The sequence below is a fragment of the Vibrio marinisediminis genome, assembly GCF_014050145.1.
Lineage (GTDB): Bacteria > Pseudomonadota > Gammaproteobacteria > Enterobacterales > Vibrionaceae > Vibrio > Vibrio marinisediminis.
The window spans coordinates 441,790-466,342 of sequence record NZ_JACFYF010000002.1 but is presented as its reverse complement, the minus strand read 5'-3'; the positions used below and the strand labels follow the sequence as shown (position 1 = coordinate 466,342).

At 42.9% G+C, this 24,553-nt stretch carries 17 protein-coding genes; 10 read left to right on the top strand and 7 right to left on the bottom strand.

The annotated features are described in order from the left end of the window. Window positions 1-327: 327 nt before the first annotated feature. Together H2O73_RS06260 and H2O73_RS06255 are read left to right on the top strand one after the other, a co-directional pair. Window positions 328-3,714, top strand: coding sequence for an Ig-like domain-containing protein (locus H2O73_RS06260; protein ID WP_182107696.1), 3,387 nt, complete (start codon window positions 328-330; stop codon window positions 3,712-3,714). A gap of 216 nt (window positions 3,715-3,930) precedes the next feature. Beyond that, window positions 3,931-4,323, top strand: coding sequence for a hypothetical protein (locus H2O73_RS06255; RefSeq protein ID WP_182107695.1), 393 nt, complete (start codon window positions 3,931-3,933; stop codon window positions 4,321-4,323). A 251-nt stretch (window positions 4,324-4,574) separates the two neighbouring features. Here H2O73_RS06255 and brnQ read toward each other — a convergent pair whose 3' ends face one another. Together brnQ and H2O73_RS06245 are read right to left on the bottom strand one after the other, a co-directional pair. After that, on the bottom strand, window positions 4,575-5,879 hold the full coding sequence (brnQ, locus tag H2O73_RS06250; protein ID WP_182107694.1) for a branched-chain amino acid transport system II carrier protein: 1,305 nt from the start codon (window positions 5,877-5,879) through the stop codon (window positions 4,575-4,577). A gap of 597 nt (window positions 5,880-6,476) precedes the next feature. Next, window positions 6,477-6,833, bottom strand: coding sequence for a PTS lactose/cellobiose transporter subunit IIA (locus tag H2O73_RS06245; RefSeq protein WP_182107693.1), 357 nt, complete (start codon window positions 6,831-6,833; stop codon window positions 6,477-6,479). 176 nt (window positions 6,834-7,009) lie between these two features. On the opposite strand from H2O73_RS06245, the gene H2O73_RS06240 reads away from it, so the two are divergent. The 4 genes from H2O73_RS06240 to H2O73_RS06225 all read left to right on the top strand — a co-directional run bounded on the left by H2O73_RS06240 (window position 7,010) and on the right by H2O73_RS06225 (window position 11,016). Beyond that, window positions 7,010-7,348 (top strand): PTS sugar transporter subunit IIB, encoded by a 339-nt coding sequence (locus tag H2O73_RS06240; protein ID WP_182107692.1) that lies wholly within the window; start codon window positions 7,010-7,012, stop codon window positions 7,346-7,348. An 87-nt stretch (window positions 7,349-7,435) separates the two neighbouring features. Beyond that, on the top strand, window positions 7,436-8,779 hold the full coding sequence (locus H2O73_RS06235; RefSeq protein WP_182107691.1) for a PTS sugar transporter subunit IIC: 1,344 nt from the start codon (window positions 7,436-7,438) through the stop codon (window positions 8,777-8,779). Window positions 8,780-8,872: 93 nt separating this feature from the next. Next, a complete protein-coding gene (locus tag H2O73_RS06230; protein ID WP_182107690.1) occupies window positions 8,873-9,937 on the top strand; it encodes a M24 family metallopeptidase in 1,065 nt (354 codons plus the stop codon). 29 nt (window positions 9,938-9,966) lie between these two features. Further along, window positions 9,967-11,016, top strand: a complete 1,050-nt coding sequence (locus H2O73_RS06225) for a M42 family metallopeptidase (RefSeq protein ID WP_182107689.1) — start codon at window positions 9,967-9,969, stop codon at window positions 11,014-11,016. On the opposite strand, the gene H2O73_RS06220 is transcribed toward H2O73_RS06225, so the two are convergent. From H2O73_RS06220 to H2O73_RS06205, 4 genes are all read right to left on the bottom strand, one after another. Next, the gene (locus H2O73_RS06220) at window positions 10,967-12,799 is read right to left on the bottom strand and encodes a helix-turn-helix domain-containing protein (RefSeq protein WP_182107688.1); all 1,833 of its coding nucleotides are present in this window, start codon (window positions 12,797-12,799) and stop codon (window positions 10,967-10,969) included. The genes H2O73_RS06225 and H2O73_RS06220 overlap by 50 nt on opposite strands. Window positions 12,800-13,043: 244 nt before the next feature. After that, the gene (locus H2O73_RS06215) at window positions 13,044-15,077 is read right to left on the bottom strand and encodes a methyl-accepting chemotaxis protein (RefSeq protein ID WP_182107687.1); all 2,034 of its coding nucleotides are present in this window, start codon (window positions 15,075-15,077) and stop codon (window positions 13,044-13,046) included. Window positions 15,078-15,259: 182 nt separating this feature from the next. Further along, window positions 15,260-16,195, bottom strand: coding sequence for a helix-turn-helix domain-containing protein (locus tag H2O73_RS06210; RefSeq protein WP_182107685.1), 936 nt, complete (start codon window positions 16,193-16,195; stop codon window positions 15,260-15,262). Window positions 16,196-16,782: 587 nt separating this feature from the next. After that, a complete protein-coding gene (locus H2O73_RS06205) occupies window positions 16,783-17,667 on the bottom strand; it encodes a LysR family transcriptional regulator (protein ID WP_182107684.1) in 885 nt (294 codons plus the stop codon). A gap of 171 nt (window positions 17,668-17,838) precedes the next feature. On the opposite strand from H2O73_RS06205, the gene glaH reads away from it, so the two are divergent. Further along, window positions 17,839-18,798: a glutarate dioxygenase GlaH gene (gene glaH, locus H2O73_RS06200; RefSeq protein WP_182107682.1), complete on the top strand. Its 960-nt coding sequence runs from the start codon at window positions 17,839-17,841 to the stop codon at window positions 18,796-18,798. 398 nt (window positions 18,799-19,196) lie between these two features. Then, window positions 19,197-20,456 (top strand): L-2-hydroxyglutarate dehydrogenase, encoded by a 1,260-nt coding sequence (lhgD, locus tag H2O73_RS06195; RefSeq protein ID WP_182107680.1) that lies wholly within the window; start codon window positions 19,197-19,199, stop codon window positions 20,454-20,456. A 99-nt stretch (window positions 20,457-20,555) separates the two neighbouring features. On the opposite strand, the gene H2O73_RS06190 is transcribed toward lhgD, so the two are convergent. Continuing rightward, on the bottom strand, window positions 20,556-21,488 hold the full coding sequence (locus tag H2O73_RS06190; protein WP_182107678.1) for a LysR family transcriptional regulator: 933 nt from the start codon (window positions 21,486-21,488) through the stop codon (window positions 20,556-20,558). Between the two features lie 152 nt (window positions 21,489-21,640). Here H2O73_RS06190 and H2O73_RS06185 point away from each other — a divergent pair, with 152 nt between their 5' ends. Together H2O73_RS06185 and H2O73_RS06180 are read left to right on the top strand one after the other, a co-directional pair. Next, the gene (locus H2O73_RS06185; protein WP_182107676.1) at window positions 21,641-23,080 is read left to right on the top strand and encodes an NAD-dependent succinate-semialdehyde dehydrogenase; all 1,440 of its coding nucleotides are present in this window, start codon (window positions 21,641-21,643) and stop codon (window positions 23,078-23,080) included. Between the two features lie 408 nt (window positions 23,081-23,488). Further along, the gene (locus H2O73_RS06180; RefSeq protein WP_182107674.1) at window positions 23,489-24,523 is read left to right on the top strand and encodes a TRAP transporter substrate-binding protein; all 1,035 of its coding nucleotides are present in this window, start codon (window positions 23,489-23,491) and stop codon (window positions 24,521-24,523) included. Window positions 24,524-24,553 lie beyond the last annotated feature (30 nt).

Here is a 24,553-nt window from a genome sequence, read left to right as displayed (position 1 = left end):
ATTGCTAGTTATGCTTAGGGCAGAGCCTTAGTGAACTTTTGGAATCCAATGTGATGATTTAGGTGTTTAAAAATCATATGGATACATATGTTTTCTAGGTTGGTGAGGTAAAAATGGCTACCGTGATTTTCTAGCGGAAGAAATATGTCAGAAATAACCTACACACGAAGGTGTAGCAATAAAAACAGTCGTTCAATTATACTTCGCGTTATAAATAAAGGACTTCCTTTCACTAGGGGGCTTATTTATAGCCTAAAGTAAAGTCGTTAGTCCTCTAATTAAAATGATTTATCTGAATGGATAAATAACTCAAAGAAGAACTAAGTTGTGAGAAAAATAAATAAAATAACCGTCGCACTTACCAGCGTTATGTTCAGTGGGTATTTGTACGCTGCGGACGCAAGTCTAACATCTGGTGTTGTTACTTTTGTTCCTGGAGAAACAAAAGTTCAAAATGGAGACATGGTTTCCTATAATGGCGAGTGTTTTATCGCCAAAAATAACCCAGGGATCTGGGAAACGCCAAATGCAAGTTCATGGTTTTGGGATGCAGCGGAATGTTCAGGTGAGCCAGAACCTGAGCCGGATCCAGACCCAACACCAGATCCTGATCCAACCCCTGACCCAGATCCAGATTTAGGCGATGTTATTCCTTTTGTTCCGGGTAAAACTCAAGTAAGTAATGGCGATGTTGTTTCTTATGACGGTCAGTGCTTCATTGCACAAAACAACCCAGGCGTATGGGAAACTCCAAGTGCGAGTTCATGGTTTTGGCAGCTAACAGAATGTTCTGATGAGCCGGGAACTGGCGAACCGGAACCAACTGAGCTATCTGTTCTTTCTCCTGTTGCTGGGCAAGTACTAAAAACTGAACAGCCTATCGCGATCAAAGCAAGTGTTGACGGCGAACTTGCGGCAAAAGTTGAGTTTTGGGTAAATAACACCAAGCTTGCATCTAAAACCATTGATCAAAGCCAAACACTTTACTCACAAACGTGGACGCCAAAAGAAGCGGGCAGTAAAAAAATTAGCGTAGTTGTGTTTGACAGCAAGAACCAGCAGTTAGAACAGCAATCAGTTAATGTGACGGTAGAAGCGGACGTTAACGAAGATTTCGTCGCACCTGTAGTAACCTTCATTACGCCTGCGAACGGCACAACGATTAAAGCAACAGAATCTGTTTCTATTGCGGTTAACGCAACCGATGCGGATAACGATTTGTCTACGCTGGTGGTTAAAGCGAACAACAAGCAAATCTGTAGCTTTGATGCGGCAACGACTGACGCATTTACGTGTGATTGGCAGCCAACTCAAGCTGGTAATGTAACGCTGAAAGCGATTGCGACGGATGCTCAAGATCTCTCTTCGACGGTTAGCGTAAAAATCACGGTTGAAGAAGAAACTGTTGAGCCACCTGTAGAGCCGCCAGTAACCCCACCGGGTGAATTGTGTGCAGACTTCAATGTTTACCCAGACTGGACGCAAGGTACTCATGCGACAGGTGGTGACATTATGGTTCACAACAACATTGCTTACTCTGCGATTTACTGGACTCAATCAGTACCGGGTAGTGATGCTTCGTGGTCTCTACACCTAAACTGTGATGGTTCAGAACCTGGTACTGCGCCGCTGCTTTCACTACCAAACCCGATGGATCCTGTTCGTCTGGAAGTGGCAGGTTGGCCAAACACATTTGTGGTTGCTAGCCCATCGACGATGACATCAACAAATGCGCCTGCAACTTTAACTATTGAAGCGAGCAGCAGCGCAGAATTGGCTGACTTCGATAAGCTAACCAGTGCGTTTGTCTCATTTATTGAGGCAGCGGCAAAAGCAGACGCTTCGTCTATTATCATCAGCAGTGATGTTCTTGATGCCGCCACTCAAGACAAAGGTGCATCAGTTGGTACAGTTGCGGTTAAGCAAGCGCTAACTAACGCAATGGATATCACAGGTAGCCAAATTGATATCGATGCGATCAACGCACTATCTAATGATCTAAAAGGCTGGGCGCAAGCACACAACCTAATCATCAGCACGATCGCACCTGAAGCGAGCTTTGGTTGGTCACTAAGCATTGGTGCTTTTGCTTACGATACCCACTCAGGTCGTCAATCAGTATGGGATAAAGCATCTGTATTTAGCGCAGATCTATTAGCGACTCTAGAGCTATACAAAACAGACGCAGTAAACAAAGCCGACTTTGTGGCATTCACTAAATCTGCGGCAACTGATGCGCTGACGAGTGAGCAGTGGCACAACGCGCTTGAGTACGTGAAGCAAGTTTCTGACTACGTGAAGACGCCTGCGATGTTAGCAAACATCTCAACAGATCAAGCATCTGGTTATTTCATGGGTGATTCAGCGGGCAAACCTCAACTACGTAAAGCTGCGTTTAGCAATGTATTTGCGCTGATGTTTGATCAAGATAGCCAAGCGCTAACGGCGAAGATTGAAACTTACCAAGATGTGAAAGTACCACTGTACTACGTGGGTGAAGAGTTAGAAAAAGGCTCATTAACACGCATTGAAGCGCTAAACCAACAGTTAGCAAATGCTGAAAACGCGATGGACAATGAAGCATTCCTATACGAAACACCGCAATCACAGTGGGTTCCATCAACAGTGTATAAGTGGGCTGACTTCCTAGATGGTCTAAATGCCATGCACAACATTGGTGTGGCGGGTAATAAGTTCTGGCTACTGAACGATGAAGCGGACGATGCAACCAACATCACTTATGCAAAAGTGGCGATTGCTGCGTTCCTAGCACAAAGTATGCAAGAGACGATTCGTTACAACGCTTGTGATGAGAATAACTGGTCTGAAGTGAAATACGGCGCGCCAACAGACTACCCAATGACTGCGAGCTGTGGTCAGCTTGGTCAGAAATACGCAGATTACGGTGTTAACCCGGTATCAGGTCTAGATTACGCATACTCATGTCCGCGTGATAACAAGATGGAAGTGAGCGCATTGACTCACGCCAAATGGTACGGTGCACCCGCGCCTGTGTTTGCTGCTCCTGATGCTGTGCTTGAAGAGCGCGGTCTACTTGTGAACGGCAGCGTTGGTCGCTGGACGAACAATGGTCACTGTAACGATGTACCTGAAAAAGTAGATACGTCTAAGCAAGTTTGGGAACGTGACGAGTGTAAAACCTACGTTGGTCAAAAAGCCGGTAAGTTCATTTGGGACGGCAGCAGCCAAGAAAGTGTTGAAGGCTGTGGTTGGTGGGGTCGTGGTGTTATTCAAACCACGGGTCGTCAAAACTTCGGTACGCTTAACCACTACTTAGGTCGTTCACACGTTGACCCTGAGACAATCGGTAAAACGATTGATGGCGTAACTGTTGAAGCTCCACCCGCGAACCCGCTATACGCAGAGCTTGATTTCTGTTCAAACCCAGGCTTGATTTGTAGCTCTGAAGAGAACCGTGAAATTAAGTGGATCGCAGGTTTGTTCTACTGGGTAACATCAGTACAAGCGTACAACGATGAAGGCGGTCAATACGGTGACTGGAACTACCACAACGAACTGAAAAAGTACGTGGATAGTGGTCTACAAGGTTCTCAGTTCATTGATGACGTTTCTGGTATCGTTAACCGTGGTTGCCCTGATCTAACGTGTTCAACGGGTGATGTACACAACGTTAAAGAGCGCCGTGAGAACTTCAAACTAGTACTACAAAAACTAGGTCTTGACCCAAAATAATTGGCTAAACAGCTCTAGTTAAACCAACCAGTGACAATGCGCTCAGGTTGTTTAAGCCCCTTACTTCTCGAAGTAGGGGGCTTTTTTATTGGTTGTTGTAGTATGGCAATTGCATTCTCATGCCATGGTAATCGCGACCGCAATGCCCTTAGATATAGTATTTTGCTAGAAAACGCGCATAATCTTGCTATACAAAACTCAAAGAAGATATTTCCTATGGCTGATTTTCAATACTACTTCCATCAACTACCTTGTTTTAACTGCCAAAAAACCACAGTGAATACTGATCTTGGTTGGCTAACCGAAGCAATGAAAGATGACGTTCTAGCGCAAGTGGCTGCGACGATTGCCGAAGGTAACGTTGAAGCTGACCTTTCAGTGAACGTGACTTGTAGTGCAGATGAAGCGCGTGATTACTTACTATTAAACTTTTACGGATATTCGGAAGAAGAACTTGCTAGCCAAGTTGAAGCTGAAGATGAAAAAGAAGTGGCGGATGAAATCGCAGAGCTATTAGCAGAAGGTAATGATGTGGCAGTGTTTGAGCATGAGATTGCGCTGCAAATCTGTACTGATTGCGGTATTGATGATGAGTCAAACCAAGCGTAATCATTAAGTCTGTGCCCGTGGAGGGAATTGTATTGCTAGCCAGCGTGCGAAAGCAGTAATACACGGTCTCATCTTTACTCGCTATTCATCATAAGTAACATGGTGTTCTAATAAGTTAAGGCGTTAGCAAGGTATTGTTTGCTAACGCCTTTTTTATAATTAATTCAGCTTTAAATTAATCGACTCACTAAGAGAGCTCCGTTTTCGCGTAGAAAGCAAACCTCTGGTTACTCGAGCACTTCTCCAAATGACTATTCTGTCACGAGTGATGGCTGGCTAGATGCATATTTGCCCATTACTAAACCTAGAGACACCATCAACATTGTTGGAACAATCCAACTGGCAAAGTAATGGTATAGCGGCATATTGATCTCTAACCACTGGTTGGTAGCTTCTGGCATGTAGCCAAGAATATGCACAGCGTCCACGCAGCCAAAGCCTAGTGCAGTGAAGGCGGTTAAAACAATCATCATTTGTGACATCTTATTGCGGACAGGCGCCATAACCATCAATGCAATGGCGACGGGGTGGAGTACAACAACCGCCGGCAATGTGATGGCTAGTAGCTGCTCTAAACCAATGTTGGCAACGAAACCTGCAATGGTCATTGTGATGATGACACAGGTCTTGTAGTTCACTTTGCTAAAGGTATTGTCGTAGAACTCACTGCCTGCGGTTGTTACGCCAATCGCGGTGGTCAAGCACGCAAGCACCATGACTGCGCCTAACAATACTGAGCCAAATGCACCGAAATGAGCGAAAGTAAATGCCGTTAGAATGTCGCCCCCATTGCTAAATTCAGAGCCTAGGTAAGAACTTGTAGAACCAATGTAGGACAATGAGATGTACACAAATGCCATTGCGACGGCATACATCAAAGCAGCAATAAGTGTGTATTTTGCGGTTGCTTTCGGGCAGTCGATCCCCATGCTACGAATCGCGCGAAAGATGATCCAACCAAAGCCGATTGAGCCAAGTGCGTCCATGGTCATGTAACCTTGTGTTAAACCTTCTGCGAATGCGCCATTCACATACGGACCGCTTGCGGCAGTAAGTTCCCCGACCGGATAAACCAAAGCTGTCACTGACATGATCACTAAGATAGCTATTAATGCTGGCGTTAGTATTTTTCCCAAGTTATCGACTAGCTTACCCGGATGCAGCGCAAACAGAATGGTGATAATACAAAATGCGATGGTAAATGGCACCAATGCTGCCTCACCAAAAATTGGTGCAAAACTAAATTGGTAAGCGACAGTAATGGCACGTGGAATCACGAATGCAGGACCAATCACGATAAATACCATCACCCAAAAGCTGGTTGCCAATGGTTTAGGTAGTGCGGCCGTTAATTTGTCAGAGCCGTTAATGATAGCCACCATTACTAGTGCCATCGCAGGTAGACCGACGCCAGTTAAGAGGAAACCAGACATTCCGCTCAGGAAGTTTTCACCTGCTTGATAACCCAAAAAAGGAGGGAAGATAAGGTTACCTGCGCCTAAGTACATGGCGAAAGTCATAAAGCCTAAGGCGGCGATGTTGCGTGCGCTTAACATGGTTATTCCTCTTTAGTTTCGCTTGAAAGAAACGGAAAGGAATAGGAGAGATGGTGTGGTATTCCCGTCAGCTTCTTATCAAGCCGACAGAAATTTTAGATTTAGCCTGTCAGCCCTGAATCAGTTTCAGAGAGAGCAGGAGGATCGAAGCAGCAACACCTGATAGGCGTTTTAAAGCGAATTGTGATTGCGCAGTTGCTGACATGGATGATCCTTAATAGCGAAAAATGCCAAGGAATACGTTTGCCTTGGCGTTCTTTACCCTAACCAAGATGTAGTGATTGATACAATCCAAAATTATAAAATAAGTCGATATTGTTAATGTTTTCTCTATTTGTAGCCTATTAAACTGGATTGAAGTTAATTGGTTGGAGTAAATGACTTTTCATTTTATTAACAATATCTATTTGAGTGTCCATGCTAGAGATGGCAAAAGGTTAGAACAACCAAATCGTTTACCTATATCGGCATCGGATCGGGTGAACATGGGTAGTGTTGGTATGAGCTTTCGGTAGGGGCTGGAAAATAGAAAGTCGCGGTGATTTTCATCACCGCGACAGCATTACTGCAGGAGCAACTAACCTCGGGGGGAGAGGGCTATTTGTTCAGCAATGCTTGTTCTAAACGGTATAAACGATGATTTTGCTCAATCATTTTACGAATAAGTTCGCGTTCTGATAGCGTTGTCATTAAGTGATCTTGTGCGTGAACCATAATCATACTGACTACAATTTTCTCACCACTGATTTCTTGACGGATAAGATCAGTTTGAACGCTGTGAGCTTTGCGTACGCTTACATTGCACTGTTCCATCATCGCTTCAGCTTCATCAAACTTGCCTTCTTCAGACAATGTTAACGCCTCATAAGCATAGCCCTTCGCTTCGCCAGAATAACTCACGATCGATATTATGATTTTTTCAAAATCTTCATTCATTTCTTGGGTGTTGCTCATGGATATTTCCTGAATTTAATTTGATGCATTCACCCTAACAGAAGCGAAATAAAAAGCGATGAAACTTGATTTCACAGAATTAGTGAAATCAAGTTTCGTTGACGAAAGTAAGCAGATGCTCGTTAATTACGCTGTTGTTAATGCGAATTTTAAATACGAATAAAAAGGAAATTACGATGAAGATTTTATTGGTTTGTGCTGGTGGTTTTTCAACCACAATGATGATGGAAGAAATGAAAAAAACCATCAATGGTAGCCAGAAGCTGAATTTAGAGGATTTTACTCTTGAAGCTATTTCGGTTGACCGATTAGCAGAGAAAATAAACAGCTTCGAAGTGATTTTAGTTGGACCTCAACTGAGCCACAAATATAAGGCTATTGAAGCGTCGGCACTGGAAAATAATAAGCCTTCAGTTCTGTTGTCTGCAGAGATCTACGGTGCAATGGACGGTGCAACTGTGCTGAAACAAGCTCTTCTTGCGCACAAAAAGCACCAAATGAGCCTAACAGACTAAATCTAACAGAGTTTGATTTTATCTCTGCCCCTACCACCTGTACTTGATTGCAGGTGCTACCTATTATAATGAATGAAGGTTATTTATATGAACCTATTTGCTTCTTTTGAAAAGCTGCTGAGTAGTATATTACTGCCAATAGCAGAAAAAATAGATAAGCAAGTCCATCTTAGTGCCGTTAAAAAAGGCATGGTCGTACTGACACCTATACTATTACTAGGTTCGATGGCATATCCATTAAAAGCGCTGAAAAACGTATTTTCGGATTCAGCTGCGGTACAAGAATGGTTTATAAATAATACATATCTAATTGACCTGTTAATTAAATTTTCACTTGGTTTTATTGCAATCTATACCGTAATTGCCATCGCTTACTTCTTAAGTGAAGGGTATAAAATCTATACGGTCGGTGCGATAGCCTTATCCCTTTTTGCTTACCTGATTCTAACAACGTCAGTAAATGCGGATGGGTCTCTTGATATTCGTTTCTTCGACTCCAAAGGTCTATTTACCGCAATATTTGTTGCCATAGTCAGTGTTGAAGTCTATCGATTCTTTACCGAGAAGAAACTGGTGATCAGAATGCCTGAAGGCGTGCCTGATTTTGTTTCAAGCTCGTTTGAGTTAATCACCCCAACAGCATTTATTGCCGTACTATTTATTTCAGCTCGTTACTTCATTGCTGATTTAACGGGTGGTTTGTTATTGCCAGAAATTCTTATGCAAGTGCTAGCCCCTGTTGTCGGTAGTTTAGATAACTTGTGGGTAGTATGGTTCGTTATCATGCTGCGTTTGCTGTTCTGGTTCTTTGGTATTCACTCTGCGGTACTTAGCCCGATCCTTTCCCCTATTTTTGTGCAATATCTATCTGAAAACATTGCAGCGAAAACGCTGGCTGAAGAGCTGCCTCACTTTGTGACGGGTGGTACTTTCTCTGCCTTTGTTAACTTTACCGGATCTGGGGTTACGTTAGGTCTGGTCATTGCCATGATGATCGCCAAAACCCAGCGTTACCGAAAAGTTGGTCAGGTCTCCTTGGTGCCGAGTTTGTTTGGTATCAATGAACCGGTGTTGTTTGGTGCACCGATTATCTTGAACCCGATTTTGTTTATCCCATTCGTACTAGGTGGTTCGTTGATTGGTATCTTCCCACTCGTACTAATGAAATATGGCTTCCTAGCGAAACCGTTCTTTGATCCACCGTATTTACCGCTGTTCTTTGAAGGTTACTTAACAAGCTTTGACTGGCGTACTCCGTTTGTTCAGGTTGTGCAGATAATGGCGTCGTTCTGTGTTTACTATCCGTTCTTTAGAATTATGGATAAACAAGAAATGATCCGTGAAGCAGAAGTTCAAGCGGAAAAAGAGAAGAAATCCGTATTCAGCAAGAAAGATGATGAGCTGCTGGATGAACTCGGACTCGATTTCTAGCCTCGCTTTTATACAGAGAAAAGCCTTAGTGGAAAATGGAAAACGATTTCAGCTAAGGCTTCTCTCAACGGTCTTCTTTAACGGAGAAACGACATGCGTACATTTAGCCTAGAGCCTTATCAAGAGCAGTTTGATGCTTTGCTGGTTAGCGATAGCCATCATAAGCGTTATTTGAGTGGGTTTACTGGCAGCGGTGGGCACTTGTTGCTCACACCTACCGGGGCAGAGTTATTGGTTGCAGGTAAATACTGGAACCAAGTGGGTGAGCAAAGCCCAAACTGTCACAGGGAGTGCACCGATGCTGCGGGATGGCTAAAGACCTTGCAACAAAGGCTGAATGTACACGGAGTTCAACGCTTGGGTTTTGAAGCGCACGCATTAAGTTACCAAGAAGTTGAGGCGCTAAAGCAAAATCTATCTCAGCAATTAGTACCTGCAATTGATGTGGTGCAACCCATGCGGCGCTGCAAATCACCACAAGAAATTGCTTTGATACGCAAAGCGTGTGCAATTACTGAAGCCGCGATAGAACGTGGTCTAGCCGATTTTCGCTTCGGTATGAGTGAGCAGCAATTGGCGGCGCATATTGAGTTTCATGCTCGAATGTTGGGTGCAGATAGCATCGACTTTTTGATTGTGGTCTCTGGTGAGCGTGGTGCTTTGCCTCACGGGCGACCTTCAGAGCGAGTCATAGCTAAAGACGAGTTACTGACTATCGATTTTGGTGTGGTCTATCAAGGCTATCACTCAGATGTCACGCGCACATTCAGCACGGGTGATATCTCTAGCCAGCTACAACGTTTGTTCAACGCCGTGCTAACTGCACAACAAATGGGAGTTGAGATGCTTCGCCCAGGCGTTGCCGTTAGTTGTATAGACCATGCGGTTCGTCAATACCTTACTCGACAAGGGTATGGGGAAGCCTTCTGCCACGGTCTTGGACATGGGGTGGGTTTGCAAGGGCATGAGTACCCCATGTTAACCGCAGATAGCACCGCAATACTTGAGGTTGGAATGGTCGTAACCATTGAACCTGGAGTCTATTTGAGTGGTGTGGGAGGGGCTAGGGTTGAAGATACCTTAGTCATTACCGAAACGGGCTGCGAAAGCCTAACTAAGCTACCAAGAAGCTTACGAAATATCACCGATTTGGCATAAACGGCGTCAAGAAGCCGGGAGTAATAACAATGACAGACTTCAGTTTGTTGGCTCGATTAAACAATGCTCATGGTCCTTCGGGACGAGAAAGTGAAGTGCGAAAAGTCCTTTGTGATGTTTTAGCCCCTATCGCTGATGAGATCACCTTTGATGGATTGGGCAGCGTTATTGCGCGCCTTAACCGCCATGCAACAGGTCCGAAAGTCGCGGTAGTGGCACACATGGATGAAGTGGGTTTTTTGATCCGCGAAATTCGCTCAGACGGTTTGCTAAAAGTGTTCAAGCTGGGTGGAATTGACCCTATGGTAGCGGTGAACAGTGAGGTAGAAGTCAAAACTCGTAGTGGCAAAAAATACACCGGCTTGATTTGGAGTAATAAACCAATACCCGAGCTGACAATGGATGACTTGTGGCTTGATGTAGGCGCAGACACCCGTGAGGATGTCTTAGCCATGGGGATTGAAATAGGTGACAGCGCGGTGTTTGCCACTCGTCATTTTGCTCTTAACGATAGTGGAAATTTAGTCGCTAAAGCGATAGATGACAGAATCGGTTGCTGGCTGGGCGCAGAGTTGATGCGTACACTCGCACATTCATCACTGCAGTGTGATCTTCACTTCGTGGCGACAGTGCAAGAAGAAGTTGGCACTAAGGGCGGAAAAACCGCGATCGAGCAGTTAAAGCCGGATGTGGTTATTGTGCTCGATGTTGCCACAGCCAAACACGCTGATGCTCAATCAGGGACTCAGCGAGTGTATGGCAATGGTCCTTGTTTGGTGGTGGCAGATAAAATTGCACTCGGGCATTACCCTTTGTTGAATTTTGTTAGCGATGTTGCCAAAGAGCAGGGCATTCAAGTGCAGCGAGATTTCTTAGCGGGTGGTGGTACCGATAATGGTCCTGCGACCATGGTCGGTCATGGTATTGCAGGGTTAGCCATCATATTACCGGTACGAAACTGCCACTCAGCCTATACGCAAGTTAGTCAGAATGATGTTCTAAACTGTCTGGCATTATTACAGCAGACCATTACTCAACTGGATGAAACGCAGACAGCGCGCTTGTACTCCTATTACTAAGCGGATTATCGGTTTCAGTGGTTACCGAAAACGGGTCTTGCTCGGTTAACCGCTGATGAAGTTGATGCACCGCGCGTAGATGCTGAACATTATCAATGTGGCTGATCATCATGACCTGCCTGATGGTTCGGTGGAAGATGTCTTTCACCGGACTTTTTAGTGGCAAGTGGACAATCCCGATACGATGCGAGTGGGCAGAGCTTTTCCCATGACAGATCAGCAACCCATGTTGGGCAAAGTAAGCATGATTACGGGCAAAATGGAGGGTTTGTACGCCATTGGTGTATTTCTCATTCACTAAACCCATTTGCTCCATTTCACCCCCGAGCCATTTTAATACTGGAATCAATTCAACGCAGTCCGGCACATTGTTGGCATGCCCAAGAGTGACGAGTAAATCATCCAAAGCCGGTAGGGTTCGATCATCGATTACCTGCTTGCCCACTTTGCTTAAGATTTGTGTGACAAACTCTTCGCAATTAAGGTCACTGCTGCAATTTTTGGCGATTGAGAGTAATGCCTCCAACGAAATGGGGTTGTGGCTGCGTGCTTCTATTGCTCGATTGATCAACCGAGTTAAATAGCCAATTTCTTCATCACGTAATGGTTCAACCAGAAGGTGACTATATTGGGTGGCAACGACTTTAACTTGTTCAAATAGCTGACGTGAATAAGGGCTTTGTTCTCCTAGCTGGGTATTGAGGTTGTTTTTAGCCCGATACACCGCAGTTGTTAGATAGGTAACCATGTCATTGAGCAGTGCAGTGTCATTGAGCAAGGAGTTGTTATTAAGCTGAGATGATGCCCTGATTGCTGAAGGATCTGCGCGTTGCCCTTCAAGGCAATATTGGCTTACGCAGCTTTGACTAATTGTACTGAGTAGCTGGTATATAAAGCTTTCTGCTTGAAGACGTTTTTCGTAAAAACCATCAGTATTGATGCCACCGAGGAAGTATTCCGCCAAATGCAGGGACTCAAATCGGTAGCTTTCTTGATGCCAATTTAATGCATTTTGAATGTAGCCAAATGCCTTGGTTGATTGCAAAAAAGTGCCGTTATTTTTCCGATTGATCAGTACGCCTTGTTCAATGCGGATCAAGGTGATCATTAAATAAATAGTGAACAGGTTTTTGAATTCGTGGCTCAATGAGCATTTGGCATTTTGTTCAATTTTGCTGACGGCTGGGAATGCGGCAAGTGGCTTGTAGTGCTCCATATAGGCACGAACAATGGCGACGATATCACGCTCAAAAAAATAACGCTTTTCAAGGTAGTGTAGGTTGTTGTTCTTACAGTACAGGTATTTAGAGGCGTAACACATCTGCAAGTAGCGGATCTGTTTTTCCTTTCCAGTCACGCATAAGTGCTGATCTATGACTTCCAATTCAAGGGTGAGCTCGTTGAATGTCTCATTGGTGTTGCGTAAGTCTTTATTTAGCGTAGGTCTGCTAACGCGTAAATAGTTCTGAATCTCACATAAGGGCGTATCGGGAGCAAACAGCGCAATCGTGGCTAAGTATTCTTCGCGTTCGTGTTTAGAAAAAATGAAATTGCTTGCCAAGGTATCGCTGAAAAACGGGCTAGGGTCATGAGGGTAATGCAGCTCTCCTTGGGTAAGGGCTATCGGTGTCATCCCCAGTTTTTCTAAGTAGTAATTGATGTTTTCGATGGCGTATCGAAGATTACGCGATGTCATATTAAACACCGAGGCGAGCACCTTGATGTTACTGCTCTGCATAGTAAGTGCAGTCACGATATCAAAATGCTGTTTGTTCAGGCTCATGAGCGTTCAAGGTCACTAAAATTTCGCCCAAGTCTATCAATATGCAAAGGGGAAAGATGAGAGCTGCTCGACTAAATCAGCCCTGTTTTTCGCTGACAAATGTGGCATATATTTCACCTGCGTATGATGTGCTCACTTATTCAACACTTTGGTTCACTGCTTATGTTGCGCTGCAATAAAAAGCCCCAATAGGTATGAATGGTATTGGGGCTTTAGCTGATTATTTTTTATCGAAAAAATTCAATCAATGGAAGTATTGTACTTTCTGCATTAGTTCAAGAGCTTTGCTTCTAAGGGTTTCTGATGATTGAACAGTATTCTTACTGATCTCCTGCGTCTCTCGGGTTAGAGTATCTATCTCATTCACATTGAGTGAAATTTCTTGAGCGACTAGAGCCTGCTCTTCGGAAGTGGCTGACATTATTTCAGTTTGCTCGCTAATATCGCTTACCTGCTGTGCAATACTATGAAGTTCATTGCGTGCTGACTCTGCTTGTGCAACGGCTTGTATTGAATTGTTTTGACTCTGTGAAACGATATCGACGGCGCCTTGGGTCGATTTCTGTAGCTGTTCAATAAGCTCAGCCACACTGACTACTGAAGTCTGAGTTTTGTGCGCTAAAGTACGAACCTCATCCGCAACGACCGCAAAACCTCGCCCTTGCTCTCCTGCTCGAGCCGCTTCAATCGCAGCGTTTAAGGCAAGTAAGTTTGTTTGTTCTGCTATATCGTTAATGATTACGGTCACCTCTTGGATTTTTTTTCCGTGCACAGCCACACTTTCTATCGCACTAGCAGAGTCACCAAGAGAAACACTCAATTCATTTAAGTTTTCAGCAACGTCGTTAACGATATTAATACCTGATTGAGTATTAACATTCGTTGTACGGGCGTTATTTGCAATAGTATCGACCTGTAGAGCAATATCTTTTGCTGATTGTGCCATCTCTTCTATCGCAGTGACGACTTGTTCGACGGCAATTTGCTGAGAACTGATGTGTTGGAGGCTTGATTGAGAGTCTTTAGACATTGACTCCGATTGTTTTGCAACCGAATCGCTAACCGTACGGATCTCTGTGACTAACTGGTTGATTTGTCGAGCTGTATCACTTGCGCTGTTGCTCAGTACTATAATTTCGTTCTTACTGGTTATTGGACCTTGATCAATATTGATACTTACCTGACCAGCGCCAATCTTGTTCATATTATCGCATAGAGTTAATAATGACTTTGTTATGCTTTTTATTACAATCGTGAGGAAAAAAAATGTGATAGCACCAACTACAAATAACGTTACCGTGATGCTTTTAAGTAACTGAAGGCTATTTTTTGTGATTTCATCAATGAAAGTCCCTCCTGCAATTTTCCATCCCCAACCGTCAACATCGCTGTGAACTAAGTATTTTTCGGCAGAGTCAGCATTACGTCTCCAAGGATAAAAAATGGTGCCGCTAGATGTGTTGAAAATTTCACTAAATGGTTTGTTGCCTTCTGAATCTTTTACGTTAAGAATAGATTTGTTTTCATAATTTTTGTCAGCATGAACAACAATATTACCTAACTTTTCATCACTGTTATCAAAAACAATAGTATATCCAGTTTCACCCCATTTGGTTTTCCTTAAAATGTTGAATGCTCCATCCATTACGGTATAAATCGGTTTTCCAACAAACACTATTCCAATAACACTATTCTCTTTGGATAATATCGGCAGGTATGTGGATATATACTCTTTGCCAAATAAAGAAACCTTAGAAGAATAACTTAACCCTTTGAGTGCTTGCTGATAAGCAGGGTGGGATTTTTCTAAAGTCGTGCCAGTAGCTCTATAATTATTTTTGTCAGTTAATGAGGTTGAGACTCTGATGAAGTCATTGCCTGAGCGAGAGAAAATGGTCGCAATTGCACCGGAATCTAAGCTGAATTTATCAATTATAGAATTATTATTGATGATGCTTATATCACCTATCTTTAACTGGTTTATTTTAAAACCATTAATGGTTGATTTCTCATCACTTAATGTCAATCCATGTAAATACTCATCTCTAAACACATGGCTAAGATTCTCATTGCTTTTAATTAAAGACTTGTACTCTTGGCTGAGTGTTTTTGCAAGAACAGTGATCCTTTCTTGATGCTCTTGTAAGGATGTATTTAAAAGAGTCTCATTTGCTTGTTTAAATACGATTGTACCAACGAGGATGAATGAAAAAAGCAAGCAAAGTAAAACGACTATGTTGATCTGAAGACTTATCCCTAAATTTCTAAATTTATTCATTTTAAACCCTATTATTAATAGAAATAGTTAACGAAGTTTTCTTGACTTTCCACTTGGAAAGCTAACATTTAGGGGGGCGTGTTCGGTGATGGCTTATATTAATTATGATGTATTTCACAAAGAAATAACGCTTAAATCTAGTTCGGGTATTACAATGTACAGTTTTCGCAACCTTATGAAATTTAAGGTTTATTTCTCATCTTTGTTTCTTTTGGATACTCACCAAAGAAAAGTTTATACTGTTTGCTAAATCGGCCTTGATTGATGATGCCATACTTTTCAATGAGATTTGATATGAGTATATTGTTGTTACTATCGCTCAATTCTTTATGGATCATGTTCATCCTAGATATCGATAGATATTGTTTTGGAGATACGGAAAGAATACTCATAAATGCGTACTCTAAAGTTCTAACACTACAATAGCAGTGGCTTGCAATAAATGGGATTGACATATGCACATCAGTACTACCCGCAATGAGCATTAGTGCTCTATCAACAATTTTTTTCCTAGTATTGATGTTTTTGATTGTTTTAGGAGGTGTTTGAAATATATCTTTCAGTAGTAAAGCTATTCTTTGTTGAATGTCTAATATGAGGGTGGGTGATAGGTTGTTATGAGATAGTAAGGTGAGTTCAATAATCTTAGTAATTTCTATTTTAATATTTTCAATGTTTTGGTTTTGTAGAAGACCTTTTCGAGTGGATTCTGATGTGGCTAATATTTTTTGATAGAGAGGCTCACCACAATAACTTTTGAAGTAATCTTCTTCTATTGAAAAGAAAAAACCTTCTAGATCATGCTGATATAAGGCGATTATTTCTTCATTAGGAGGCATTATATATAACCCACCTACGGTTACTGTTTGCCCATTTACTTTTATGGGGGTGCTATTTTTTTGAATTATAAATGAAACTCTACCTTTAGTACTTACTCCGTGGAACATTGAAGCTTTACCAATAGTTATCCGTGATAGTTGCATATTAGGTAGGTCTATAACCTCACTATAATAGTTAAAAGTCTTCCCTGTTAGTTGAATTGCAGTTTGGTTTAGATGACTCATTGACCGCTTAAAGCTATCAATATCTTTTTCTATAATTATCTTTTTTTCTATCATGTCACTAAGTATGAGTTCGGTTGCATTGTTAAAATTATGATGTATTGCTTGGCATGCTTATGCTCCATTAACATTCGAGCGAACTCTATTAATAAAAGATAATAAACGCAAACATATACTAAAAGGTTTGCGCAAAAGGTATATTTTCAACTTATTTATATGCAACAAGAGCGGTGGCTTTTGTTTCTTGGTTGTTAGCTTTAACTATATTTGTTGATTGAGTTTAAATGATTTTTTGTTTGTTCTTATGAGGATGAACTTGCTAATTTCATAATATAGTTGTTATTTATTGATAGGTTATATCTTAGGAATAGATTCTGTCATTTACTGAATTGATAAATCTGAGGGCGTAATAATGCGATTGATTGTAATCATATTCATAATTAGTTTCTATTTTACTCCTACTGTTGAAAACGTTTGTTCTAGACGCTTATGACAGTTAGTGATGCTGAAAGTAGGTGACTAAAGCCTATGAACAATTTGAATGAGTTAGCTTACCCTCCCTCTATTACTCTATTTGTTGGTTTGATTGTATCGTTTCCAGGATAGAGATTGCGGTGTTCACTAAGGTCCGGTACTTGACAAAATTAGCTATCGCGTTGGTTGTAAGTGCCTTGTAGAAAGCTAACAAACGCTTTTGCGGCGGTAGAAAGGTAGTGGCTCGACTTCCAACCAATTCCCAATTGCAATGGAATCGGCGGATCAAACGGAATCGCTTTAAGTTGTGGATCATCGGCAACCAATATTGGTAGGCAAGTGCCAATGCCTATTTCACGCCTGACCATTGATTTCAGCAGCTCTGGTAAGTTGGTTTCAAAGTGAATATTGGGTTTCAATTTGTGTTGTTGGCAGTATGCATTCACTGTTTCTCGTAAGAAGTAGCCATTTCTAAACAGCACTAATGGTTGTTGGCAAAACTCATCTAAAGTAATGCTTTCACGAGATGCAAACGGATGCGCAGCAGGCACACAGGCGGAGATTTGATCGCGGGCGAGTAATGTTTGGCGGATCTGCTCATGTTCACGGTCGCCACGAATCAAAGCCAGATCGAGTTCTCCATTCACCAACATCTGCGCCAAAGTCGCCGTACCCGCCTCTTGAATGTTGATCTGAATACCGGGGTAGGACTTTTTGAATTGCTCTAGTGCATCAGGTAAAAAATAAGAAGCGAGCATGGCAGGGGCGCCAAAGTTGATCACCCCACTGGTGAGCCCTTTCAGCTCTTGTAGTTCTTTTTCTGCTTGTTCCACATCTTCCAAAATAATTTTTGTATGGCGCAGCAACACTTGACCTTCAGCCGTTAAGCTCATTTGCCGTTCAGTACGGTTGATCAGTTTTAAGCCCAACTGCTGTTCTAACTTTTTGATACTGGTACTCAATGCAGATTGAGCAATACCAAGTTGATCAGCAGTTTTAGTGAAGTTCCCAGTTTTGGCCAACTGATTGAAATAGTGCAGTCGCTTCAAATCCATCTGAATTCTTACCATCTATTTTGTATATGGAAACTATACATACCATATATTGTTAATACAAACTCGCAATCGTTATAGTTTTGTTAATTAAAGCGTCGGGTCGATTCGCTTGATCTAAAAAACATGATGTAGATGGCAGTTTGCTGCTCAGCCAAATAAGGAAGTAACACAATGAATATTGCTAAGGTCTTTAACCAGCACGTAGAAGAACGTTGCGGATTTACTATCTCTTTGCACCCAGAGAGCCCACGTTTACAAGTGGTTACGCTGACAAAAGAAACCTTGGATCGGTTTGCGGATCTAATTCAAAACTTTAATCTTCAATCTTTAGAGTACAAACCGTTTCTTCGCTTTGCTGTGGCTGATGCGTTAGATAAAGCGTGTGATTACCAGTTGGGTCAATTCTTAGTGGAAACAATGGAAGACCGCGAAAGAGGTGCTTTTTTACTTGAGCCATCAGAGGAAGCAAAAGCCCTATTTGAAGACAGTGACGAGCAGCGTGATTTCTTTGTCATTCTTTCTACCGCGATTTCTCATTTGATTGGTATTCCAAACTTTGATGCTATGTTTGGCAAATATTACGCGCGCTTTACGGTAAAAAATGATGACAATAGTGACAGTTATCTACGCCAAGCGCACCGTCGTATGGAGCTGCATAATGATGGCACTTATGTGAATGAACGTACTGACTTCGTACTGATGATGAAGATGGATGAGAAGAACATGCAAATGGGTGACTCGCTTCTTCTTCACGTTGATGACTGGCAAGATCTGGATAAGTTCTACAACCATCCAATGGCGAAGCAGAATATTGTTTGGGGCGCGCCGCCGAGCAAAAATGTGGGTTACACAATTGAGCACCCAGTCTTCTTTGAGGAAGATAAAAACGGTAAACCGCATATGTTGTTTATTGACCAATTTGCTCAACCACAAAACATGCAGCAAGGTCTCTACTTACACCAGATGAGTGAGTCTTTAGAGACAGACAGCAACTGTTTTAATGTCCGAGTGAATACAGGTAGCATGTTGGTAGTGCAAAACCATTGTTGGCTGCATGGTCGTGATAAATTTGTCGCGCACCAAGATCTTAAACGTGAGCTTCTACGCCAGCGTGGTCACTTTACACGTTAATTTGATGCCCCTCTCGCTTTTAATGGTGAAGGGGGGCGTATAGTAAAACGGCTTTATCGGTTTAGTTGATGAAGCCGTTTTACTATAAATATACCCAAGTAACCTCAAGATACTTAGTTCAGCGAGAGTTGTTAGGTTTGCAGGCAAGGCATCGATTTGAAAATATAGTCGCTCTAAATTAAGAATTGATAACGTAGTCTGAGAACCTAACAAACTCGCCCTGTGGGAGTCTGTCACTGGATCCATTTTTACGTCAAACAACTAGGAAATAGATGGCTATTCCACGTCATTGTTTTCCTTTAACTGGAACCAGTGACAGACTCTGAATCCTGCATCTTGAGGTCACTTGGGTATAAAACACTATAATTAGAACAATGAGAGTGAAGGAGCACCTAATCGTGGAAAAAATGTATGACTACGTAGTGATCGGGGGCGGAATTGTCGGTGTTTCAACAGCTTGGCAGTTACAGAGTCGTTTTCCTGATAAATCGATATTGTTGATCGAAAAAGAATCAGGGTTTTCGCATCACCAAACGGGGCATAACAGTGGGGTTATTCACGCTGGGGTTTATTATGCGCCTGGCAGCTTGAAGGCTGAATTTTGTAAAGCTGGCGTAGCGGCAACCACGGAGTTTTGTGCTAAGCACAATATTCCAGTCGAGAACTGTGGCAAATTGCTGGTGGCAACGTCGAAAGAAGAAGTCGAACGAATGCAGGCTTTGTATCAGCGCTGCCATGAAAATGGTCTTGATGTAGAGTTGATCGATCAAGATGAGCTAAAAGCGCGTGAGCCTAATATTGTCGGCTTGGGGGCAATTGCCGTATCAACCACTAGCATTGTCAGCTATCGCCAAGTGACCGAGAAAATGGCGCAAGAGTTTGTTGATGCGGGTGGGGTGATCTCACTTGATACGGAAGTAACAGGTTTGGCTGAATCGACAGAGAAAGTCACTGTATCTGCCTTGCGTTGTGGTGAGCCGGTGGTGTTTGATGGTCAATTCTTGGTAGTCTGCTCAGGCTTAATGGCTGATCGAATGACCCGTATGATGGGGATTGAAACTGATTTTCAAATCATTCCATATCGTGGTGAGTATTATCGTTTACCAGCCAAATACAATAACATTGTGAATCATCTGATTTACCCAATCCCTGATCCTGATTTGCCGTTTCTTGGCGTGCATTTGACCCGCATGATTGATGGTTCAGTTACGGTTGGTCCAAACGCAGTTCAAGGCTGGAAGCGTGAAGGGTATGGCAAAATTAACTTTAATCTGCGCGATGTGTTAGACATGGTGAGCTTTGCTGGTTTTTGGAAAGTCTCCGCGAAGCACTTAAAGACTGGTTTAATTGAAACCAAGAATTCTTGGTGGAAGCCGGGGTATTTGAAGTTAGTGAATAAGTATTGCCCACAAATCAAAGTAGAAGATTTACAGCCGTATCCGGCAGGCATTCGTGCTCAAGCAGTATTGAAAGATGGCTCGTTGGTGCATGATTTTCTGTTTGCGGAAAGTGAGCGCAGTTTGCATGTGTGTAATGCACCGTCTCCTGCGGCGACTTCGGCAATTCCAATCGGTGGTTATATTTGCGATAAAATCGTAAAAAAGCAGCAACCTGTAATCGCTGAGATCAATAAAGAAGACGTGGCTAACGTCGCTTAGTTTTCATCGCTCAATTTAATTAATTTAGAAGACCTGAATTGCCCACTTGTTAGTTGGGCGTTTCAGGTCTTTTTGATCGTGTTTATTGCTTTTGCTCAGCTATTCATTCTGTTTTCGGTAGTAGTCACGCATGGTTTTTATAAACAGCGAACGTACTTTATTTATCGCGTTGGTCTTTTTAGTGATCGCCATGATCTCTAAATGGTAGTAACGGCGTGAGGGGGCAATGGCAACTAACTCACCAGACTCAACATAAGGCTTGGCGTAGTGCTCAGGCAAGTAGCCGATAAACCGAGAAGAGAGTAATAAAGTGATGCGAGATTCATAGTTATACGCAGTCGCTTTTAGGTTCATGTTGGCTAAATGACCGTTGATGCGTTCTTGAGTTTTTAGCCCAGCGTAGGCAACAGGAAAGCCATCAATAACCTCATCGGTTAATTCAGTGTCTGAAAGCTGTGCTAATGGGTTATCGGTACTTGCATAGAGGTAGCAAATATCGGTGTAAATGTACTCATATTCCAACCCATCGAGTTCTCGATGTAAGGGAATAAAACCAATATCTGCTTCGTCTTGCATCACCATTCTTTCGATTTCCGTCATCCGCGAGACTTCCGCCGTTAGGTAAACCTCTTTGGCGATGCTGGAAAAATTGCGGATCACCTCAGGCATGCACGATCTTGGGTCTAAGCTGATATTGTCGCTAAAGAGAATCGTTAAGCTGCCGGATAATTGAATATCTAAGTGGTTGATGGTATTTCGAAAATCGTCCAGCTCTCCTAGTAATTTAACCGTTGCCTCATACACTACTGTCCCTTCTTCAGTTAAAGCAAATCCAGAGCGCCCCCGACGGCATAGGATCAGATTTAATCGCGATTCAAGGTTAGAAATATGAATACTGATGGTGGAACGACTGATATTGAGTTCGGTTTCAGCAGCAGAGAAGCCGCCGCAATCTGCGACGACCTTGAATATTTTCAGTTGTTTTATTTCGTAGTCACCAATTTGACCGACAGGCGAAGAAATTTTTGTCATTGTTTTAGGCTCGTAAAACTTCATGTTTACTGGGGAATATTTAATCCCTCGGCGAGTTGTTATAATTTTGTTGTATCTATTGCCAATTATGCGTTATTTGGATTTTTTAATCTTTGACGTTGTTAATGTTTATAACAGTAGGAATTTAAGTGATGAGAGATTTGGTCTTATCCCGTGGCTTGATCAATGGAGAATGGGTCGAAGCCATTGATGGTAAACAAGTTGAGATAGTGAACCCATCGACTGGCGCTATCATTACTGCCGTACCTGATATGGGTAAGGAAGAATCTGAAGCCGCCGTTATTGCCGCACATACAGCCTTGCAGGATTGGCGTAAAACCACCGCTAAATATCGCGCGGGTTTGATGAAAAAATGGTTTGATTTGATGGTTGAAAATGCTGACGGTTTGGCGAAATTGCTGACGTCTGAGCAAGGTAAACCTTACAAGGAAGCCTACGGTGAAGTCATGTACGGCGCCTCATTTATTGAGTGGTTTGCCGAAGAAGCCAAACGAATGTATGGCGATGTGATCCCTGCAGCAAATCCGAATAATCGCTATATGACGATTAAGCAGCCTGTGGGTGTAGTAACGGCGATCACGCCTTGGAATTTCCCTATAGCGATGATCACTCGCAAAGCTGCGCCAGCGCTTGCAGCGGGATGCACTGTAGTGATTAAGCCTGGGGAAGATACGCCTCTTTGTGCATTAGCTATGGCGTTATTGGCAGAAAAAGCAGGGATTCCTAAAGGGGTGATCAACGTAGTGACGACTTCACGTCCCGCCGAAGTGGGCGATGTGTTGTGTCGCCATCCTTTGGTGCGTAAGGTTTCATTTACCGGTTCAACGCCTGTGGGCAAGCTCATTTTGCGTCAAGCGTCTGAAACCGTGAAAAAAGTGTCATTGGAGTTGGGTGGTAATGCGCCGTTTATCGTTTTTGAAGATGCAGATATCGACAAAGCCGTACAAGGCGCCCTGATTTCTAAGTATCGCAATGCGGGTCAAACCTGTGTTTGCACCAACAGGCTCTACATTCACGACGCTATCTATGATCAGTTTTTAGAGAAATACACGCAGGCTGTCAGTAACTTGATCATTGGTGATGGTTTGGTGGACGGTACAGAGATTGGTCCTCTTATTAATCAAAAAGCGATTGATAAGGTGGCTCAGTTGGTACGCACAGCCGTTGAGCAAGGTGCAACTCTAACATTAGGTGGAAACATATCAGATGTTGGTCAGCAGTTTTATCAACCAACCATTTTAACCGACGTGACAGAAGAGATGGACATTGCGCACCAAGAGCTGTTTGGTCCCGTTTCTACCCTCTTCCGCTTCAATGATGAAGACGATGTTGTTCGTCGCGCCAATGATACCCCATTTGGCTTAGCCGCTTATTTTTATACGCAAGATCATGCTCGTGTCTGGCGAATGAGCGAAGCACTTGAGTACGGTATTGTCGGCATTAATGAAGGCATAATCTCAACGGAAGTTGCCCCTTTTGGTGGGGTGAAAGAGTCTGGTTGTGGTCGTGAAGGCTCTAAGTACGGCATTGAAGATTATCTAGAAATTAAATATTTATGCCACGGCATATAGATGAAAAGTTTCCCTATAACTTTCAAGTTTCCCTTTTTGTGACCGTATGGTTCCAGTATAGCTCGGGCATGGCTTCGATATGATGGTTATATAGTTTTTTTATCACTTTTATATGGTTTCGACATGTCTGCCCCAAACTGTTAGTCCTTCCAGACCTTTTGGGTTTCATGCTTTTAGCAGCACCAAGTGTGCTGCTTTTTTTCGTCTGGAGTTGAGGAATTTGAACAAAATAACCTGTGGTTGTTGAAAGGTTGAGCGCAGTAAAACTTTAGGTGGAGAAATGCGAATTTATCGAATGTAAACGAAATGTAATTATTTATAACACGGTGACAACGAGGAAGTGACAAGTCACCTCATACTGTGACTGGCATAGCCAGAGCAAACAGGAATACATCAAGGAGATAATTCATGTTTAACACCCTAAGTAAGCTAAGCAAAAAAAGCCTAACGAAAAAGGTTGCGGCATACGCATTGGCGATTTCGAGCACTTTTTTTACCGCATCTCAGGCTTTCGCTGCGGAGCATAACTGGCGCTTTGTAAACCTATATTCGCGCGGTACAGCCTATGGTGAAGTGTATAAAAACTTTGCTGAAAATATTGTAGCAATGTCGAATGGTCGTATCTCTGTTCAAGTAATGTATGCCGGAGAAGGTGTTGGGCAAACAGGTGTACTTGGCTCGGTTAAATCAGGATTGATGACAATGGGCGCACCTTTCCAACCGATGCACGCGGGTGAGTTCCCTGCGGGTGTGGTTGAAGTTGGTCTACCAGGTATGACTGATGATGTGGGTGAACTAAGCGCACTGTTCCATGAAAAAGGTTGGGGCGAAGTACTAGAAGAAGCGTACGACAAGCAAAATCTTGTTTGGCTAGAACCATACATTCAGCTACCTGTTTATGTTCTAACCAAAGAACCGATTAACTCAATTGAAGACTTCGAAGGTTTGAAGATTCGTGCTCCTGGCGCTTACGGTAAGTTCTTGCGTAACTTAGGCGCATCTCCAGCTTCGCTATCATGGAGTGAAATCTATACCAGCCTAGCAACGGGCGTTATCGATGGGTCTATCGGTAGTAACATCATTGACCACCGTGATGGTAACCACGTGGAAGTGGCGAAATACATGTACCGTTTACCAATTGCCGGCGCTCAAGCATTGCCAATTGTCGTCAATAAGAGTGCGTGGAACAAGCTACCAGAAGATCTACAAGCGATTGTACGTGCAGCCAGTGCGGTTCACGCTCGTGAGCAGATGACAAAGTCACGCCTATGGGAATCTCAAGCGATTGCTGATATGGAATCAAAAGGCATGAAATGGAGCCCAGAGCCAAGCGCTGATGATGTCGTTAAATGGAATGGCGCGGCAGATTCTTTATGGACTGAGTATGCTGACGCAGACAAGTACAGCCAACGTCTAATTAAGATTGTACAAGATACCCAGTAATCATTGTAAAGACAGGCGGTTTAGCCGAGT

Excerpts from the sequence above, each read along its gene's own strand:
- H2O73_RS06185 (WP_182107676.1), top strand. The coding sequence starts at position 21,641 with ATGAGAGATTTGGTCTTATCCCGTGGCTTGATCAATGGAGAATGGGTC.
- brnQ (WP_182107694.1), bottom strand. The coding sequence starts at position 5,879 with ATGTTAAGCGCACGCAACATCGCCGCCTTAGGCTTTATGACTTTCGCC.
- H2O73_RS06225 (WP_182107689.1), top strand. The coding sequence starts at position 9,967 with ATGACAGACTTCAGTTTGTTGGCTCGATTAAACAATGCTCATGGTCCT.
- H2O73_RS06255 (WP_182107695.1), top strand. The coding sequence starts at position 3,931 with ATGGCTGATTTTCAATACTACTTCCATCAACTACCTTGTTTTAACTGC.
- H2O73_RS06190 (WP_182107678.1), bottom strand. The coding sequence starts at position 21,488 with ATGACAAAAATTTCTTCGCCTGTCGGTCAAATTGGTGACTACGAAATA.
- H2O73_RS06205 (WP_182107684.1), bottom strand. The coding sequence starts at position 17,667 with ATGGATTTGAAGCGACTGCACTATTTCAATCAGTTGGCCAAAACTGGG.
- H2O73_RS06215 (WP_182107687.1), bottom strand. The coding sequence starts at position 15,077 with ATGAATAAATTTAGAAATTTAGGGATAAGTCTTCAGATCAACATAGTC.
- H2O73_RS06235 (WP_182107691.1), top strand. The coding sequence starts at position 7,436 with ATGAACCTATTTGCTTCTTTTGAAAAGCTGCTGAGTAGTATATTACTG.
- H2O73_RS06240 (WP_182107692.1), top strand. The coding sequence starts at position 7,010 with ATGAAGATTTTATTGGTTTGTGCTGGTGGTTTTTCAACCACAATGATG.
- glaH (WP_182107682.1), top strand. The coding sequence starts at position 17,839 with ATGAATATTGCTAAGGTCTTTAACCAGCACGTAGAAGAACGTTGCGGA.
- H2O73_RS06230 (WP_182107690.1), top strand. The coding sequence starts at position 8,873 with ATGCGTACATTTAGCCTAGAGCCTTATCAAGAGCAGTTTGATGCTTTG.
- H2O73_RS06245 (WP_182107693.1), bottom strand. The coding sequence starts at position 6,833 with ATGAGCAACACCCAAGAAATGAATGAAGATTTTGAAAAAATCATAATA.
- H2O73_RS06180 (WP_182107674.1), top strand. The coding sequence starts at position 23,489 with ATGTTTAACACCCTAAGTAAGCTAAGCAAAAAAAGCCTAACGAAAAAG.
- H2O73_RS06210 (WP_182107685.1), bottom strand. The coding sequence starts at position 16,195 with ATGATAGAAAAAAAGATAATTATAGAAAAAGATATTGATAGCTTTAAG.
- H2O73_RS06220 (WP_182107688.1), bottom strand. The coding sequence starts at position 12,799 with ATGAGCCTGAACAAACAGCATTTTGATATCGTGACTGCACTTACTATG.